This window comes from Mesorhizobium sp. M8A.F.Ca.ET.181.01.1.1 (assembly GCF_004792025.1).
Lineage (GTDB): Bacteria > Pseudomonadota > Alphaproteobacteria > Rhizobiales > Rhizobiaceae > Mesorhizobium.
Window position 1 is genome coordinate 29,858 of record NZ_SRTV01000014.1, and the last position, 14,419, is coordinate 44,276.

Genomic DNA, 14,419 nt, shown 5'->3' on the forward strand with positions numbered 1-14,419 from the left:
TGACGGGGAGAAGGGGCTGAAATACGCGGTCGGCGCCAGCCACTTGGCGAAATCATCGATGACAGCGTCTTTCTCCCCGTCACTATACGGGGAGAAATGCCCGGCAGGGCAATGAGGGGCGGCGCAAACCTTCGCCCGAATAGCGCCTGTCAGCGCGGAGCCTCACCCAGCCGACGCCCTCTCAGATAAATTGCACCTGGACGATTTCGTACCCGCGTGCGCCGCCAGGCGCGTTGACCTCGATGGCGTCGCCGACTTCCTTGCCGATCAGCGCGCGCGCGATGGGCGAAGAGATCGAGATGCGGCCGGACTTCACGTCGGCTTCCTGGTCGCCGACGATCTGGTAGGTCTTCTTCTCCTCGGTGTCCTCGTCGACCAGCACCACGGTGGCGCCGAACTTGACCTTGTCGCCGCTGAGCTTGGTGACGTCGATCACCTCGGCGCGAGCGATATAATCCTCGAGCTCGTTGACGCGGCCCTCATTGAGGCTCTGCGCCTCTTTCGCGGCATGGTATTCGGCATTTTCGGACAGGTCGCCATGCGAGCGCGCCTCGGAGATCGCCTCGATGATGCGCGGCCGCTCTTCCTGCTGGCGCCAACGCAGTTCTTCCTTCAATGACGCGAACCCCTCGCCTGTCATCGGGACCTTGTTCATAGTGCCTGACCTTTCCTGCCGCCGCCCCCGCGTTTCGGGGGAAGCCTTGTCGTTGGGTACAAAAAGAAAACGGTCCGGCAGCCTCGGGCTAACGGAACCGTTTCACCGCAATTTCCCTGAATATAGCAATCTTTGCGGGCTTTTCACGCTCAAAAATCGGTTTTGCAAAAATCATCCCTTCTTTTGTCAGCGAAGGTGGCTGTGGAATGGAGCGAACAAAAACGGCCGCGATCGCTCGCGGCCGCTTCGAGAAACCATGGTGCCCGATCAGCTCCTCATGAAATGTTCGATCTGCTCGGACAGCATGCCGTATTCGCGCGAACCCTTGCCGGTGCGCTTTTCGATCTCCGTCAGCTGCTGCTGGGCGCCGGCCAGGTCACCGATCTGCAGATGCGCCTCGCCGAGATATTCGCGCACCAGCGTGTAATTCGGGTCGATGCGCAGCGCTTCCTCGTAGTAGCCGAGGCCGACGGTAACGCGGCCGGAATGGCGGTGCGAATAGCCGAGATAGTTGAGGATGCGCGGATCCTGCTTGTTGGCGGCCAGAACGAGAACCGAGATCGCCTCGTCGTAGCGGCCGGCCATCGCCAGTGCATGGCCCGCATCATAGATGCTGTCGTCGTCCAGCATGCCTTCCTTGGGCGGCACGCATTTCTGCTTCTTCTTATCCCAGACCTCGCCCTTTTTGCATTGGGTGACAGTCTGGTCGCTGCCACCGCTGCTGCCGGCGGCAAACGCCGGAACGGCGAGGAACTGCAGAGCGACAAGCGCGCTCGCCGCCTGGATAAGCACTCTTTTATGCATGGAAACCTCCTGAGGCTGTGACAATGCCACACTAACGCCGAGCAGTCCGCGTTTCATCCCGGAAAAAAGCCCGCCTGGAGAACATGAGGTGACGGATGCCGCAAATCCGGTATCATCCGGCAAATGACTGACGGAGAGGCCCGTGCAGCGGCGGCGTGAAAAGACCTGGGATCTGACGATCGGACCCGACACCGTGCGGCTGTTCATTCTCAAGGCCAAGGCGCTGAGCGCGGCCGTCAACGAGGACTATGCCGACGGCGCCGAACACGAGGTCGAGTTCGACGGCGACAGGCATGACAACCATCACCACGACGGCCTTGCCGAGGAAAGCTCGGAAAACCTCACCGAGGAAGAGCTGCGCGAGCTGATCAACGACCTCAATATCGACGAGGCCGCCGAGCTGATCGCGCTGGCCTGGGTCGGCCGCGGCGACTACGACGCCTCGGAATGGGCCGAAGCGGTGGCGGCGGCGCGGGAGCGCGCCAACAAACGCACGGCGAAATACCTGCTCGGCATGCCGCTGCTCGCCGACTTGCTGGAAGAGGGGCTGGAAGCAATCGGCGCGTAACGCGGAGGTAACCGATTGTGATCGGGTCGAAGCGCCTGTCCAGGCAACTTCAGCCGACCGGCGCCGTTTCCGAGCGATGGCAACGCTGAGCTTTTCCCGATTCTGCACTCTGGCGCTGCTTTTGGCGGCGGCGGTTCTGCTGGTGACGCCGGCCGACGCCAGACATCGTCACAGACACCACGGGCCGCTAAGCCCGCGCGTGGATCAGCCGCTGACGCAGCGGGCCGACCAGCCGCTGCGGCCAAGAGGCAAGCGACAGTCGAGAGCGCGGGTCAGGCAGCATATCGCGCCAAAACCCGCACCGCAAAAAACGCAGGATGCCCAGCCGTCCGCCGATGTTCCGGTGCCCGAGCCACGTCCGGCGGACGCCCCAAAGGTAGACGCTCCAAAGACGCAGGACCGGAACACCGAAGGTCCGAAGAGCGGCGGAGCGCCCGATCTGCTCAAGGACGAAAAGTCCCATCGGAAAAGCCAGACACCGCCCGAACCACCAGCCGAAACGGAAAGCGAGCCGGAGCCGCCAGCCGTGGTGCCAACACCGACGCCTAAGCCCGACACCACGACGCCCGAGCCTCAGCCGCCGGCCGTCGCCCCCCAGCCGACGCCAAAACCGGCGGATGCGGGCTACGAGGAGAAGATGCTGCCCGATCCGCGCTCGGCCGATCTCCCCGCCGACAAGATGCCGGCTGAGGAAGTCGCCTGCCGCGAGCGCCTGAAGACGCTCGGCGTCGAATTCGAGGACCACAAAGCCGAGAGCAATCCCGAAATCGGCTGCTCGATCCCCTACCCGATCGTGCTGAAGTCGCTCGGCAAGTCGATCGCGATTGCCCCCGGCACCGAACTCAACTGCCCGATGGCGGAGGCGGCAGTGCGTTTTGCCGCCGACGTCATCCAGCCGGCCGCGAAAGCCGAATTCGGCGCGGACCTGAAATCGATCAGCCAGGCATCCGCCTTCGTCTGCCGGCCGCGCCACGGCACGCGCAAACTGTCGGAACATGCTTTCGGCAACGCGCTCGACATCGCCAGCTTTACGCTGTCCGACGGCAAGACGATCGAGGTCGGCCCGACACCGCCGGAAAAGGACGGCAAATTCCTCGACGCCGTGCGCAAGGCCGCCTGCGGACCATTCAAGACCGTGCTCGGCCCCGGCGCCGACGCCGACCACGCGCTGCACTTCCATCTCGATCTCGAACCGCGCCGGCATGGCGGCACGTTCTGCCAATAAATGCGGCTGTTACAGGCTCGCTGCCGCATTTCAGCCGCAGGCGTGAACGCGGGCGCTGAGTTTTCCTTTACCCTTGATCGTTAAAATGCCGGATATCCAACAGGATTCCGCCAATGGCCGGCACATTTCGCGCCGTTTTCCGCGCCGCCGCGCGGCAACTGAAACCTGCATCGCTGCTGGCCGCCGGTCTGGGGATGGCCGCGGTTTCGGCCTGCAACACCGGCAGCGTGCTGTCGTTGCAGCCCGCCGTCGATGTCGGCTCGCAGACCGCGGCCGTGCCTCAATATACGGGCATGCAGAGGCTTGTCCCGTCCAATCCCTACATGACGCAGGCCGCCTATCCACGCATGGATGAACCGATGTCGCCGGTGGAGCAAATCCCAGCCAGCGAAACCGATTGCCGCCAGCAGCTGAAGCGCCTCGATGTCGCCTACACCGACCTGGCGCCGATCCATGAAGGCCAGTGCGGCATCGACTATCCGGTCAAGGTCACCGCAATCGGCGGCATCCAGATGAAACCCGCCGCGACGCTGACCTGCGACATGGCCGCCACCTTCGCCGCCTGGACGAAGAACGAACTCGTTCCCTCCGCCCGCTGGCGCTATTTCTCCGGCGTCAGGACCATCCACCAGGGCTCGAGCTATTCCTGCCGCAACATTGCCGGTGAGGGCGTGCTGTCCGAGCACGGCAAGGGCAACGCGCTCGACGTCATGAGCATCGAACTCAACAATGGCGATGACATCGACGTGCGCAAGCCCGGCCTGTTCGCCTTCCGCACCCGGGGCTTCCTCAACAATGTGCGCGCCGACGGTTGCCAGTATTTCACCACCGTGCTCGGCCCCGGCTACAATTACGACCACCGCAACCATTTCCACTTCGACATCAAGAACCGCAAGAACGGTTATCGCGCCTGCCGGTAGAGCACCGCAATCAAGGACGATGGAATTTAGCCGGAGCCGGTACTTCGTCATCCTAGGGTGGAGCAGTCGCGAAGCGACGTCGCGGAGACCCTAGGATCCATGCCGTGACCCCTGAGCAGGTGCGACGGTGAGATGCTATCAGAAGAACGTGTGTCCACTCTCAGGCAGTTCCGCTCATTCTGAACCGCTGTATTCTTCGGCCGTTGTCGTGGCATGGATCCTAGGGTCTGCGCTGCGTCGCTTCGCTCCTTGCTCCGCCCTAGGATGACGAAGGCATGGTGGCAGCAACGAGACAGTGAGTAGATGATCCACGGAAGCCTTCGACGACGCGTAACGATCTGGCTGGTGGCAGGTCTGGCCGCCTATGTGGCGCTCGCCTATGTCGTCGCGCCGGAATTCTGGACATTCCGCGATCGCGGCTTTCGCAACCAGCGCTTCGAGATGGTCACCCACACGCCGCAAGGCATTCCCGGCGACCCGATCAATGTCGGCCTGGTCGGTACGGAGAAGGAGTTGGTGCACGCTTTCGCCGTCGCCGGCTGGGACACCGCCGACGCCGTCACCTTGAGGACCGCCATCGATATCGGCGAGAGTGTTCTGTTTTCCCGCCCCTATCCCGATGCCCCGGTGAGCCGCCTGCTGTTCGAGGGCCGCGCCCAGGAACTCGCTTTCGAAAAGCCGGTCGGCGACAGTGCTGACCGGCGCCACCACATCCGTTTTTGGCGGACGGATACGGTCGGCGACGATGGCAGGCCGCTCTGGCTGGGCGCCGCCAGCTTCGATCGCGGTGTCGGCTTGAGCCACGACACGGGCGCCATCACCCATCATATCGGTCCCGACATCGATGCCGAACGCGACTTTGTGATCGGCGATCTCAATGCCGCCGGCCTGTTGTCCTCGACCAGCGACCTGGCGGGCATCGGCGCCACCAAAACCGGCCGCAACGGTGGCGGCGACCCCTATTTCACCGATGGCAGGGCGATCGTCGGCGTGCTGAAGCAGTTGCGGTGATCACAGGTCAGGCCGTGGCGATGACGATCTTGCCGAACGGCCCCTTCTCCAGATGCTCGAAGGCCCGCGGCACCTCGTCGAAACCAAAGACCTTGTCGATGACCGGCTTGATCGCCAGCGCCTCGATCGCCTCGTTCATCCGTTCGAAGGCGCGGCGATGGCCGATCGAAATGCCTTGCACGACAATACGGTTGCGCAGGAAGGGCACGATCGGGAAGCTGAGTTCCATGCTGCCCAGCAGGCCGATGATCGACAGCCGCCCATCGGCGGCCAACGCGTCGAGCGATCGCCGCGCATTGTCGCCGCCGACCATTTCGAGGATATGGTTGACGCCGGCGCCACCCGTCAACTCACGCGCCACCTCGTCCCATGCCGGTTTGGCGCGATAGTTGATCACCTGCCAGGCGCCGAGCGTCTTTGCCCGCTCGAGCTTGCCGTCGCTGCTTGACGTGACGATGGCGCGCAGGCCGAAGGCGTGGGCGAATTGCAGCGCAAACAGGGAGACACCGCCGGTGCCCTGGATCAGGACGGTCTGGCCGGGCACCGGTCGTGTCGCCTCGGCCATGGCGAACCAGGCCGTCAGCGCCGCGATCGGCAGCGTCGAGGCCTCCGCGTCGTTGAGCGAGGGCGGCGCCAGCACGGCGGCGTCCTCATTCAGGAGCAGATAGTCGCTCAACGTGCCGGGCAGCGACGATCCCAGCGTGTGCTGGTGCAGCACCGGCGGCGCATCGCCATCCGGCCAGTCGGCGATCACCTGCCCCAGCACGCGCTGGCCGGTCCGGAAACGGCTGACACCGCCGCCGACCGCCACCACTTCGCCAACGGCATCGGAGGTCGGCACGAATGGAAAGGCAAGGTCGGGGATCAGCACGCCATCGACGATCATCCTGTCCTTGTAGTTCAGCGATATGGCCTTGATCCGCACCAGCAGTTCATGCGGCCCGGGCTCGGGAATCCTCCCTTCGGCCAATTCCAGCCTGGGCAGGCCGAAGCCGGTCATCCGCCAGGATCTGTTGATGTCGCTCTTCATTGCGTCTGCTCCCGATTGCATGGCTGGCGGGATATTTACGCCGTTTCACTGTGGAAAAAAGCGCTTCCATGATCCATAATCGGAAACGAGTTGGTGATCAGATTTCTACAATGGGAATAGATCGATGGAATCCGCGGATCTGCAAGGCATCGTCGCCTTTGTTCAAACGATCGAGGCCGGAAGCTTCACCGGCGCAGGCGAGCGGCTGCGCGTGACGAAATCGGCGGTCGGCAAATCGGTCGCGCAACTGGAACAGCGGCTTGGCATCCGCTTGCTCAACCGCACCACGCGCAGCCTCAGCCCGACCAGCGAAGGCCTGTGCTATTATGAAGCCTGCGTCAGGGCGCTGTCCGAGATCGAAGCCGCCCAGGCGCTGCTGGCCTCGCGCCGGCAGGTGCCCTCGGGCCGCCTTCGGGTCGACCTGCCCTCGGCCTTCGGCCACCGCTGCGTGGCGCCTGTGCTGTTCGACATTTCCAGGCGATTTCCCGATCTGGCCATGGAGATTTCCTTCAACGACCGCCGCGTCGACCTCATCGAGGAAGGCATCGACCTCGCGGTCCGCATGGGCGACCTCGACGACAGCCTGTCGCTCGCCGCACGCCGGCTCTATACCCAGCGCTCGGCCATATGCGCCGCCCCCGCCTATCTCGACAGAAACGGCAGGCCACGGACGATCGAGGACCTCGCCGGCCATGACCTGATCGGCTACACCCGCAACGGCGTCGCCCACGCCTGGAGCATCAGGCAAGCCGATGGCCATGTCGCGAAATTCACGCCGCGGGCAAGGCTGGTGCTCGACAATGGCGAGCCGATGCTGGGCGCTGTCCTTGCCGGCTGCGGCATCACCTTCCTGCCGACCTGGCTGGTGGCGGACAGCCTCAGGAGCGGCGCGCTGGAAATGGTGCTGGTGGACACGCTGGTCGAAAACATTTCCGTCCATGCCATCTGGCCGGCGACACGAGCCTTGACGCCCAAGGTGCGGGTCGTCGTCGACGCGCTGGTCGCGCACTTCTCGTCGCCACCCTGGGATGCCGCCTGATCGGCCCGTATCGCCGTCATCTTTTTAAAATGGTCGCCGACTATTTTCGAAAGCCGTGCGGCAATGCTATTGACCCCTCATGTTATACGTTGAAATCGCCACCGTGGTCGTCCTCATCTGCGTGAACGGCCTTCTGTCGATGTCCGAACTCGCCATCGTCTCGTCGCGGCCGGCTCGCCTGAAGGCGATGATCGACCGCAACGTCAAGGGTGCCGGCCGCGCTCTGGCGCTTGGCTCCAATCCGGGCAAATTCCTGTCCTCCGTGCAGATCGGCATCACGCTGGTCGGCGTGCTGTCGGGCGCCTTTTCCGGTGCCACGCTCGGCCAGAGGCTGGCGCAATATCTGGCCTCGACAGGCATCCGCGAGACCATCGCCGACCCGCTCGGCGTCGGCATCGTCGTGGCCATCATCACCTACGCCTCGCTGATCATCGGCGAACTCGTGCCCAAGCAGATCGCGCTGCGCGATCCCGAGCGCGTTGCCGTGAGAGCCGCGCCGGCGATGACCATCCTCGCCACCATCTCGGCGCCTCTGGTCTTCCTGCTCGATATTTCGGGCCGTGCCGTGCTCTGGCTGCTCGGCCAGCGCGGCGAAAGCGAGGAAAAGGTCACCGACGAGGAGATCAAGATGCTGGTCGCCGAGGCCGAGCATCACGGCACCATCGAATCCGACGAGCGGCGCATGATCGCCGGTGTCATGCGGCTCGGCGACCGCGCCGTGCGCGCCGTCATGTCGCCGCGCACCGATGTCGACTGGATCAACCTGCAGTCCGATGAACCCACCATCCGCAAGCTGCTGATGGACACCCAGCATTCGCGCCTGCCCGCCGGCGACGGCGGGGTGGACGCCATGATCGGCGTCATCCAGACGCGCGACGTGCTGGCAGCACTGCTCGGCGGCCGCGCGCTCGACCCCCGCAAATACGTGCGCGCGGCACCCATCGTGCACGACCAGGCCGACGCCCTTGACGTGCTGCAGAAGCTGAAGGAGAGCGACGTGCCGATGGCGCTTGTGCATGACGAATACGGCCACTTCGAAGGCATCGTCACGCCCGCCGACATTCTGGAAGCCATCACCGGCGTCTTCCGCTCGGACCTCGAGGCCGGCGAGGAAGAAAGCGCCGTCCAGCGCGACGACGGCTCATGGCTGCTCGCCGGTTATATGCAGGCCGACGAGATGGCCGAAGTGCTGGGCATCGACCTGCCGGAGAACCGCGATTACGAAACCGTCGCCGGCTATGTGCTGTCGCACATGCACCATCTGCCGGCGACCGGCGAATGCGTCGACGCCCAGGGCTGGCGCTTTGAGGTGGTCGATCTCGACGGCCGCCGCATCGACAAGCTGATCGCCACCCGCCTGCCCAGCGGCCACCGCGAAGTGGCGCGCTGACCGTTCAAATGTCCAAGGCCGACGGCGGTTATTAGAGCAATTCCAGGAAAAGAGTGAAACGGCTTCCGTTCGGAATTGCGTAAAAACAAAGAGTTGGAGCCGTTCGCGATTCCGTGAAACGCGGAACGGCTCTAGCGGCGCGCCGGTTCACTGCCGGTCGGCGGTCTACTGCTCAGCGAAAGCCCGCGCGAATGAATCGAGCAGCGGCCGCGCGAGATACTCCAGGAAAGTGCGATCGCCGGTGCTGATGAACGCCTCGACCGGCGTCCCGGGGTAAAGCTGCTCGCGCCTCACGCCGGGCGGCAGGTCGGCGGCAATCGTCAGCTTGGCGCGGAAATAGGGTTCACGCGTGGCTGGATCGATGAGCCGATCCGCCGAAATCTGTGTCACGGTGGCTGAGACCTCTGGCGTGAGCCGCGCGTTCAAGGCGGATAGTCGCAGTTTCGCCGGCTGGCCGACACGGACCTGATCGATGTCCTTCGGCCGCAGCTTCGCATCGACGACCAGGCCAGACGCGGTGGGCAGGATTTCCATGATCTTTTCGCCCGGAGCAATCACGCTGCCCTTGGAATTGTAGGTCGACGACACCACGATGCCTGCCGCCGGCGCCTTGATCGTCGTTCGCCGCAGCACCGCCTCCGCCGTCCTGATCTGTTCCTCGACATCGGCCAGGTTGGAGCGAACGTCGTCGAGTTTCGTCAGCGCCTCCTCGACGCGTTGCGTGGTCAGGCGCTCGGTCTGCTCCTGGGCCTCCACGATCTGGGTATTGGCCGTCGCCAGATTGGCCTCCAGCATCCCGGCTTGCCCGACGAGATCGGCCTCGCTGCGCAAAAGCTGGGAGTATTCGGTACGGTTGGTGAGGCCCCTGTCGAGCAGGCTGGTCTTGATGCCGAGTTCTTTCTTGACGACTTCGGCTTGTTGCTGAATGGCCTGTTTCTGGGCCTGCAATCCCACCACCGACTGCCGGTGCATGGCGACCCGTTGTGCCAGGATCGATTGTTCCGACCGGAACCGGGCGAGCCTGGCGTCGAATTCCTTTTGCTGTTCTCGAATCAGGATCTCGAAATCCGGCTGGAAAGGTTCCGGCGCCGCTTTGGCGATTGGCGCCAGCCTGTCCAACCCGTCGCGTTCCGCCTCCAGCCGCGCCGCACTTGCCCTGAGCGCGATCGACTGTCGCGTCAGCCGGTTGAGCTCGGCCTGCGCGGCCGTTGGATCCAGCACGACCAGATCCTGGGCCAGTTGCACGCGATCGCCTTCATGGACCAGCAGTGCCTGGACGATACCGCCCTCGCGATGCTGGATCTGGATGTTTCCGCCGGTTGCCGAGATCGTGCCTTGGGTGATCACCGCGCCCGACAAGGGGGCGCTGACGGCCCAGTAGCCGAAGCCGCCCGCCAGCAGCGCCATGGCTGCATAACCGGTAAGCGCCACGCGTCTTATGTCGGTGCGTGGCTGGCCGTCCAAGGCGATGCTCTGTGTCGTCATCTCACGATCCGAAACTGCCACCCGCGCGGATCGTCGGGACGAACGACCCGGTCACCACCGTGCTCTGCTGGACGCCCTTGCCGATGACCGAGCGCCGCAGCATCTCGCTGCTTGGGCCGAAGGCTTCGATCATGCCGCCGCGCAAAAGCATCACGCGATCGCAAGCAGCCGCGATCGAAGGCTGATGGGTGATCACGATGACCGTGACGCCCGCCGTCCGCGCGGCCGAAAGCGCCGCCTCTAGCGCGGCCTCGCCGCTACCATCGAGATGGGAACTGGGCTCGTCGAGCACCAGGAGCCGCGGATTGCCGTAGAAGGCGCGCGCCAACCCGATCCGCTGGCGCTCGCCGCCCGACAACGCCCTGTCCGACGGGCCGATCATGGTCTGGTAGCCGTCGCGCTGCGCCAGGATCAGCTCATGCACCTGGGCGCGCCTTGCCGCGTCCACGATGGCGGCATCGTGCGCCTCCGGGTCGAAGCGGGCGACGTTCTGCGCGATCGATCCCGGAAAGAGCTCGACCTCCTGCGCGAGGTAGCCGACATGCTTTCCGAGCTGGCTTTCGTCCCAGGTCCCGAGGTCGGCGCCGTCGATCCTGATTGAGCCGCCGGTCGGCCAGGCGGCACCCACGAGCAGCCGCGCCAGCGTCGATTTGCCGGCGCCGCTTGGGCCGACGATGGCCAACGCCTCGCCCGCGCCGATCGCGAAATTCAGCCGCTTGAGGATGGGCTCGGTGCCGGGCCGGGCATTCGGCGCCATGAAGAAAACATCCTGCGCGGAAATCGCGCCTGCCGGATCGGGCAGGATCAGTTTTCGCGGCTCGGCCGGACGCGCCGCAAGCGCCTTCTCCAGCCGCGTCCACGCGCGCCGGGCGTCGGCGATCTGCCGCCAGGCGCCGATCAGCTGGTCGAGCGGCTGCAGCGCGCGCGACGAGACCAGCGACGAGGCGAAGATCATGCCGGCCGTCATCTGCCCTTGAAGCACCAGCCATGCGCCGGCGCCGAGGATCGCCAGTTGCAGCATCATGCGCAACGCCCGCGAGGCGCCGCTGAAGATTGCATTGGCGCTCGAGGAGCGGTCATGGAAGGCGAGCGCCGCCGCTACGTGCCGTCCCCAGACCCGCGAGGCATTTTCCACCATGCCCATGGCGCGCAGCGTCTCGGCATTGCGGGCAAAGGCCTGTTCCGCCTGGCTGGCCAGAGCCGAGCGCTCCGTGGACAAGGCGTCGTTGCGGCCGATGGCGAGCTGGTTGGCCACGACCAGGAAAATCAGAAGCACCGCGCCGGCGACCGTCACCCAGAACAGCACCGGATGGATGAGATAGAGCAACGCAAGGAAGACAGGGGCAAAGGGCAGGTCGAACAGCACCGCCACGCCGCGCGACCTGATGAAGGCGCAGACCGAGGCGAGGTCGCGCAGCGGCGAAAGAACGCCGGCATATTTTGCGCCAAGCGAAACGGCGAAGGTGCTGGCACCCAGCTTGCGGTCGACGGTCGCCGCGACGCGCTGCGTGTAAACCGCCCGGATCGCGTCCAGCAGCCCGAGGAAGGCGAGCGCGAGAACCGCGATGCCCGAAAGATAGACAAGCGTCTCGACGCTGGAGGACGGCAGCACGCGGTCATAAACCTGCAGCAGGTAGAGTGGAATCACCAGCAGCAGGATGTTGATCAACAGCGAGAAGACGCCGACATCGGCGATGGCACGTATGAACACTGGGCGCAGGCCGGACGGTCCGGTCATTTGCGCATTTCCCGCCGCTGCATGACCCGGGACCTTACACGTGGCCCCCGAATTCGGAACCGCCGTGCAGCGTGCTGCTGGCGATGCTGTGCGTGGCGGTGCTGCTGGTGAGGTGCAGGGCGCTCGCCGGCGCATTGTCCAGCGTATAGGCGCGGATGTAGTCGATCTTCATCTCTGCAGGCGTCGCCAGATGATCGGGAGGCGCGCCGGCAAAGCCGCCGACCGCGAGATCGGCCAGCATGTACATGGGCTTGTTCATGTCGGACGGCGTCGCCGCTTCCGCAACCTGCACACCGTCATAGGTCCAGACGAGCTTGTCCGGTGTCCAGAGCAGGCCATAGGTGTGGAAGCCGGCGGTATCCATGGTATTCACCGTCGACGAGACCTTGGTGTGCGTTCCCGTTTCATTCGAGTGCGCCGTCATGATCAACGAGTTCGGGTCCTGCCCGCGCGTTTCCACGACATCCAGCTCCGGCGGCCACGAACCGTCTTCCGGCAGCAGCCAGAAGGCTGGCCAGGCGCCGGCGTTCTCGGGCAGGTCGGCCCGCATTTCGAAATAGCCGTAGGTTTGGGAGAAGGTGTCATGCGTGGTGATGATGCCTGACGTGTATTCGTAGTTGTTGATCAGCGGCTTGATGTCGGCCGGCGCCTGCGCGGCGGTGATGGTCAGCACGCCGTTGTTCACGCTGAACGGGTGGACGGAGCTCGTCGGCGCGTAATTGGCGTCGATGTACCATTGCAACTCGCCATTGTTGGTCAACGTGCTGCCGTTGGGCGCTCCCCACGAGAAATTGGTATCCCATGTGCCGCCCTGGTCGTTGTGAAGATTGAGCGAGTTGAACTCGTCGCTGAACGACAGCTTCATTGCCGACATGTCGATCGGCAGTTCGAACTGGCCGGGCTGCATCTTGTCGATGGTCGTGTCCTTGAACTCGAGAATCTCACCGGATCCCAAATTCAACAGCACGTTCGATCCAGCCTGGATCATGTTGGAATGGATGGCGTCGAACGACGTGAACCCATAGCCATTGAGGCGGACCGTGTCGGTGGCGGCAAAATTCGCGATCAGGTCGCTTCCATTGCCCTTCGAGACGATGAACGTGTCGTAACCGCCGCCGCCGTCGATCAGCACATCGTTTCCCGCGCCGCCGTCCAGGGTCTGGTGTCCGACCGTGGCGGTGATGATGTTGTCCAACCCATTTCCGAAGGCATAGTTGTTGGCGTGTGTGACGATGAGGTTCTCGACATTGTCGGGGAGCTTGTAGCTCATCCATGTGCTGATCGTGTCGATGCCTGCGCCAGCCGCCTCCGCCACCTTGTTGCCGGCCCCATAGAGGTAATAGATGTCGTCACCCGTGCCACCATGCATGGTGACGTTGACATTGCCTGCGCCATAGAAGGAGTCATTTCCGGTGCTGCCGTACAAGTCCGGCCCGGATCCCGCCGCCGAGTACCAATGGTTGGAAGCGCCGCTATAGGGAAGAGGAACGCCCACGGCGTTGACGAAGAAGCTCATCGGATAAACCCTTCTCGTGATGCCTGGCCAGTTCGCATCGTTCGATTCCCGCAGGCCGCATCCGGACCAACGTTGCCTTGCACGATATCGTTCCAGGAATTTGCCACATAGTCTGTCATAGCATCGACCATTCGGTGACATTTTCTGAGCGGACAGCACAACAGACCAACATAAAGTCTATGGACCGTAATCACGCGGGCGAAATATTTAATAAAAATTTCATGATGTGCAGAAGTCTACTTGCGGCCCGCCTGATTCAGGTCCGCGGATGAAGCTCTGCTTTTTGGCGAGCCCATACAATTGCCGCTCCGGGAACGAGGTCGAGCAAGGCTGGCGCTTCCACGTCGCCGATCTCGGCGACCGCCGCATCGATGGCGAACCACGCTTTTTGATTACCCGACTATCTCGGCATACTCGTCGATGACGAGAAACGCCTTGTGGACCCTCTCGGGATCCAGGCGCTCATCGACGACCAGATAATGGAAATCCCTGAAGATGCCGATGATGCTTTGCGCGCCGCGAATCTGGCGGCGTGCCTCGAAGGCCGCGCCGCCCGTGCTGGCATATCCCGCCGACCAGTCGACCTGGCCCTCGCCGACGATGAGGCCGACGGCGACGTGGCCACGCGTCGGGGACTGATCGTCCCATCCGCTCCAAGCTATCAACGCTTCATGCGCCTTCATGTCATCGCCTCGCGGCATAAGCATAGGACGCTGGCTTGATGGCTTCAAACGCAAATGAGGGATTTGCAAATTTCAGGCTGAGCACTGCCGGGAGCGGTCCACCGCCGGTCCTGGAAACCATGCCGCGCCCGTTGCGCCCGGCAGTTTCGCCGCCATCCAGCCACACAAGGAATTACTTATATATACTGCTTATATGCAGAAAATCTAATGTTGCGTTGAAGTAACGGCAGAAAAAAATCAGTAACGAACGCATCAACTGCGAGACAGGAATCAAACCCGGAGTTAACCTATTGCCGGTTTGGTTCGGCGCGAGCCACCCGAACCGCGACATTCGGCATGGCAGGCAGCAGAGTTT

Annotated in this window: 13 protein-coding genes; 6 read left to right on the forward strand and 7 right to left on the reverse strand. The window is 63.6% G+C overall.

The genetic code is table 11. The features are described 5' to 3' along the window. Positions 1-181: 181 nt before the first annotated feature. Together greA and EN824_RS31225 are read right to left on the reverse strand one after the other, a co-directional pair. Positions 182-655 (reverse strand): transcription elongation factor GreA, encoded by a 474-nt coding sequence (greA, locus tag EN824_RS31220; protein ID WP_023671981.1) that lies wholly within the window; start codon positions 653-655, stop codon positions 182-184. Between the two features lie 267 nt (positions 656-922). Further along, positions 923-1,459, reverse strand: a complete 537-nt coding sequence (locus tag EN824_RS31225; RefSeq protein ID WP_127873473.1) for a tetratricopeptide repeat protein — start codon at positions 1,457-1,459, stop codon at positions 923-925. 142 nt (positions 1,460-1,601) lie between these two features. Between EN824_RS31225 and EN824_RS31230 the strand changes: the two genes are divergently transcribed. The 4 genes from EN824_RS31230 to EN824_RS31245 all read left to right on the forward strand — a co-directional run bounded on the left by EN824_RS31230 (position 1,602) and on the right by EN824_RS31245 (position 5,183). Then, positions 1,602-2,027: a DUF3775 domain-containing protein gene (locus EN824_RS31230; protein ID WP_135867506.1), complete on the forward strand. Its 426-nt coding sequence runs from the start codon at positions 1,602-1,604 to the stop codon at positions 2,025-2,027. Between the two features lie 199 nt (positions 2,028-2,226). Beyond that, positions 2,227-3,252, forward strand: a complete 1,026-nt coding sequence (locus tag EN824_RS31235) for an extensin family protein (RefSeq protein WP_245521055.1) — start codon at positions 2,227-2,229, stop codon at positions 3,250-3,252. Between the two features lie 113 nt (positions 3,253-3,365). Next, positions 3,366-4,172 (forward strand): extensin family protein, encoded by an 807-nt coding sequence (locus tag EN824_RS31240; RefSeq protein ID WP_135867447.1) that lies wholly within the window; start codon positions 3,366-3,368, stop codon positions 4,170-4,172. 303 nt (positions 4,173-4,475) lie between these two features. Further along, the gene (locus EN824_RS31245) at positions 4,476-5,183 is read left to right on the forward strand and encodes an LssY C-terminal domain-containing protein (protein ID WP_135867448.1); all 708 of its coding nucleotides are present in this window, start codon (positions 4,476-4,478) and stop codon (positions 5,181-5,183) included. Positions 5,184-5,190: 7 nt separating this feature from the next. Here EN824_RS31245 and EN824_RS31250 read toward each other — a convergent pair whose 3' ends face one another. After that, complete coding sequence (locus EN824_RS31250; RefSeq protein ID WP_135867449.1) at positions 5,191-6,213, reverse strand: NAD(P)-dependent alcohol dehydrogenase; 1,023 nt, start codon at positions 6,211-6,213, stop codon at positions 5,191-5,193. A 124-nt stretch (positions 6,214-6,337) separates the two neighbouring features. On the opposite strand from EN824_RS31250, the gene EN824_RS31255 reads away from it, so the two are divergent. Beyond that, positions 6,338-7,252 carry a LysR family transcriptional regulator gene (locus EN824_RS31255; RefSeq protein ID WP_135867450.1) on the forward strand — a complete coding sequence of 305 codons (915 nt, stop codon included), beginning with the start codon at positions 6,338-6,340 and terminating at the stop codon, positions 7,250-7,252. 79 nt (positions 7,253-7,331) lie between these two features. Next, entirely contained in the window at positions 7,332-8,642 is a 1,311-nt protein-coding gene (locus EN824_RS31260) for a hemolysin family protein (RefSeq protein WP_127873480.1), read from the forward strand. 165 nt (positions 8,643-8,807) lie between these two features. Here the strand turns inward: EN824_RS31260 and EN824_RS31265 are convergent, their stop codons facing one another. From EN824_RS31265 to EN824_RS31280, 4 genes are all read right to left on the reverse strand, one after another. Then, a complete protein-coding gene (locus EN824_RS31265; protein ID WP_127873481.1) occupies positions 8,808-10,127 on the reverse strand; it encodes an HlyD family type I secretion periplasmic adaptor subunit in 1,320 nt (439 codons plus the stop codon). A gap of 1 nt (position 10,128) precedes the next feature. Further along, positions 10,129-11,865, reverse strand: coding sequence for a type I secretion system permease/ATPase (locus EN824_RS31270; RefSeq protein ID WP_135915222.1), 1,737 nt, complete (start codon positions 11,863-11,865; stop codon positions 10,129-10,131). 34 nt (positions 11,866-11,899) lie between these two features. Continuing rightward, entirely contained in the window at positions 11,900-13,381 is a 1,482-nt protein-coding gene (locus EN824_RS31275; protein ID WP_127279449.1) for a family 16 glycosylhydrolase, read from the reverse strand. A gap of 392 nt (positions 13,382-13,773) precedes the next feature. Then, the gene (locus EN824_RS31280) at positions 13,774-14,064 is read right to left on the reverse strand and encodes a hypothetical protein (RefSeq protein WP_127279450.1); all 291 of its coding nucleotides are present in this window, start codon (positions 14,062-14,064) and stop codon (positions 13,774-13,776) included. Positions 14,065-14,419: the final 355 nt, after the last annotated feature.

Excerpts from the sequence above, each read along its gene's own strand:
- EN824_RS31250 (WP_135867449.1), bottom strand. The coding sequence starts at position 6,213 with ATGAAGAGCGACATCAACAGATCCTGGCGGATGACCGGCTTCGGCCTG.
- greA (WP_023671981.1), bottom strand. The coding sequence starts at position 655 with ATGAACAAGGTCCCGATGACAGGCGAGGGGTTCGCGTCATTGAAGGAA.
- EN824_RS31225 (WP_127873473.1), bottom strand. The coding sequence starts at position 1,459 with ATGCATAAAAGAGTGCTTATCCAGGCGGCGAGCGCGCTTGTCGCTCTG.
- EN824_RS31265 (WP_127873481.1), bottom strand. The coding sequence starts at position 10,127 with ATGACGACACAGAGCATCGCCTTGGACGGCCAGCCACGCACCGACATA.
- EN824_RS31260 (WP_127873480.1), top strand. The coding sequence starts at position 7,332 with ATGTTATACGTTGAAATCGCCACCGTGGTCGTCCTCATCTGCGTGAAC.
- EN824_RS31275 (WP_127279449.1), bottom strand. The coding sequence starts at position 13,381 with ATGAGCTTCTTCGTCAACGCCGTGGGCGTTCCTCTTCCCTATAGCGGC.
- EN824_RS31280 (WP_127279450.1), bottom strand. The coding sequence starts at position 14,064 with ATGAAGGCGCATGAAGCGTTGATAGCTTGGAGCGGATGGGACGATCAG.
- EN824_RS31270 (WP_135915222.1), bottom strand. The coding sequence starts at position 11,865 with ATGACCGGACCGTCCGGCCTGCGCCCAGTGTTCATACGTGCCATCGCC.
- EN824_RS31240 (WP_135867447.1), top strand. The coding sequence starts at position 3,366 with ATGGCCGGCACATTTCGCGCCGTTTTCCGCGCCGCCGCGCGGCAACTG.
- EN824_RS31255 (WP_135867450.1), top strand. The coding sequence starts at position 6,338 with ATGGAATCCGCGGATCTGCAAGGCATCGTCGCCTTTGTTCAAACGATC.
- EN824_RS31245 (WP_135867448.1), top strand. The coding sequence starts at position 4,476 with ATGATCCACGGAAGCCTTCGACGACGCGTAACGATCTGGCTGGTGGCA.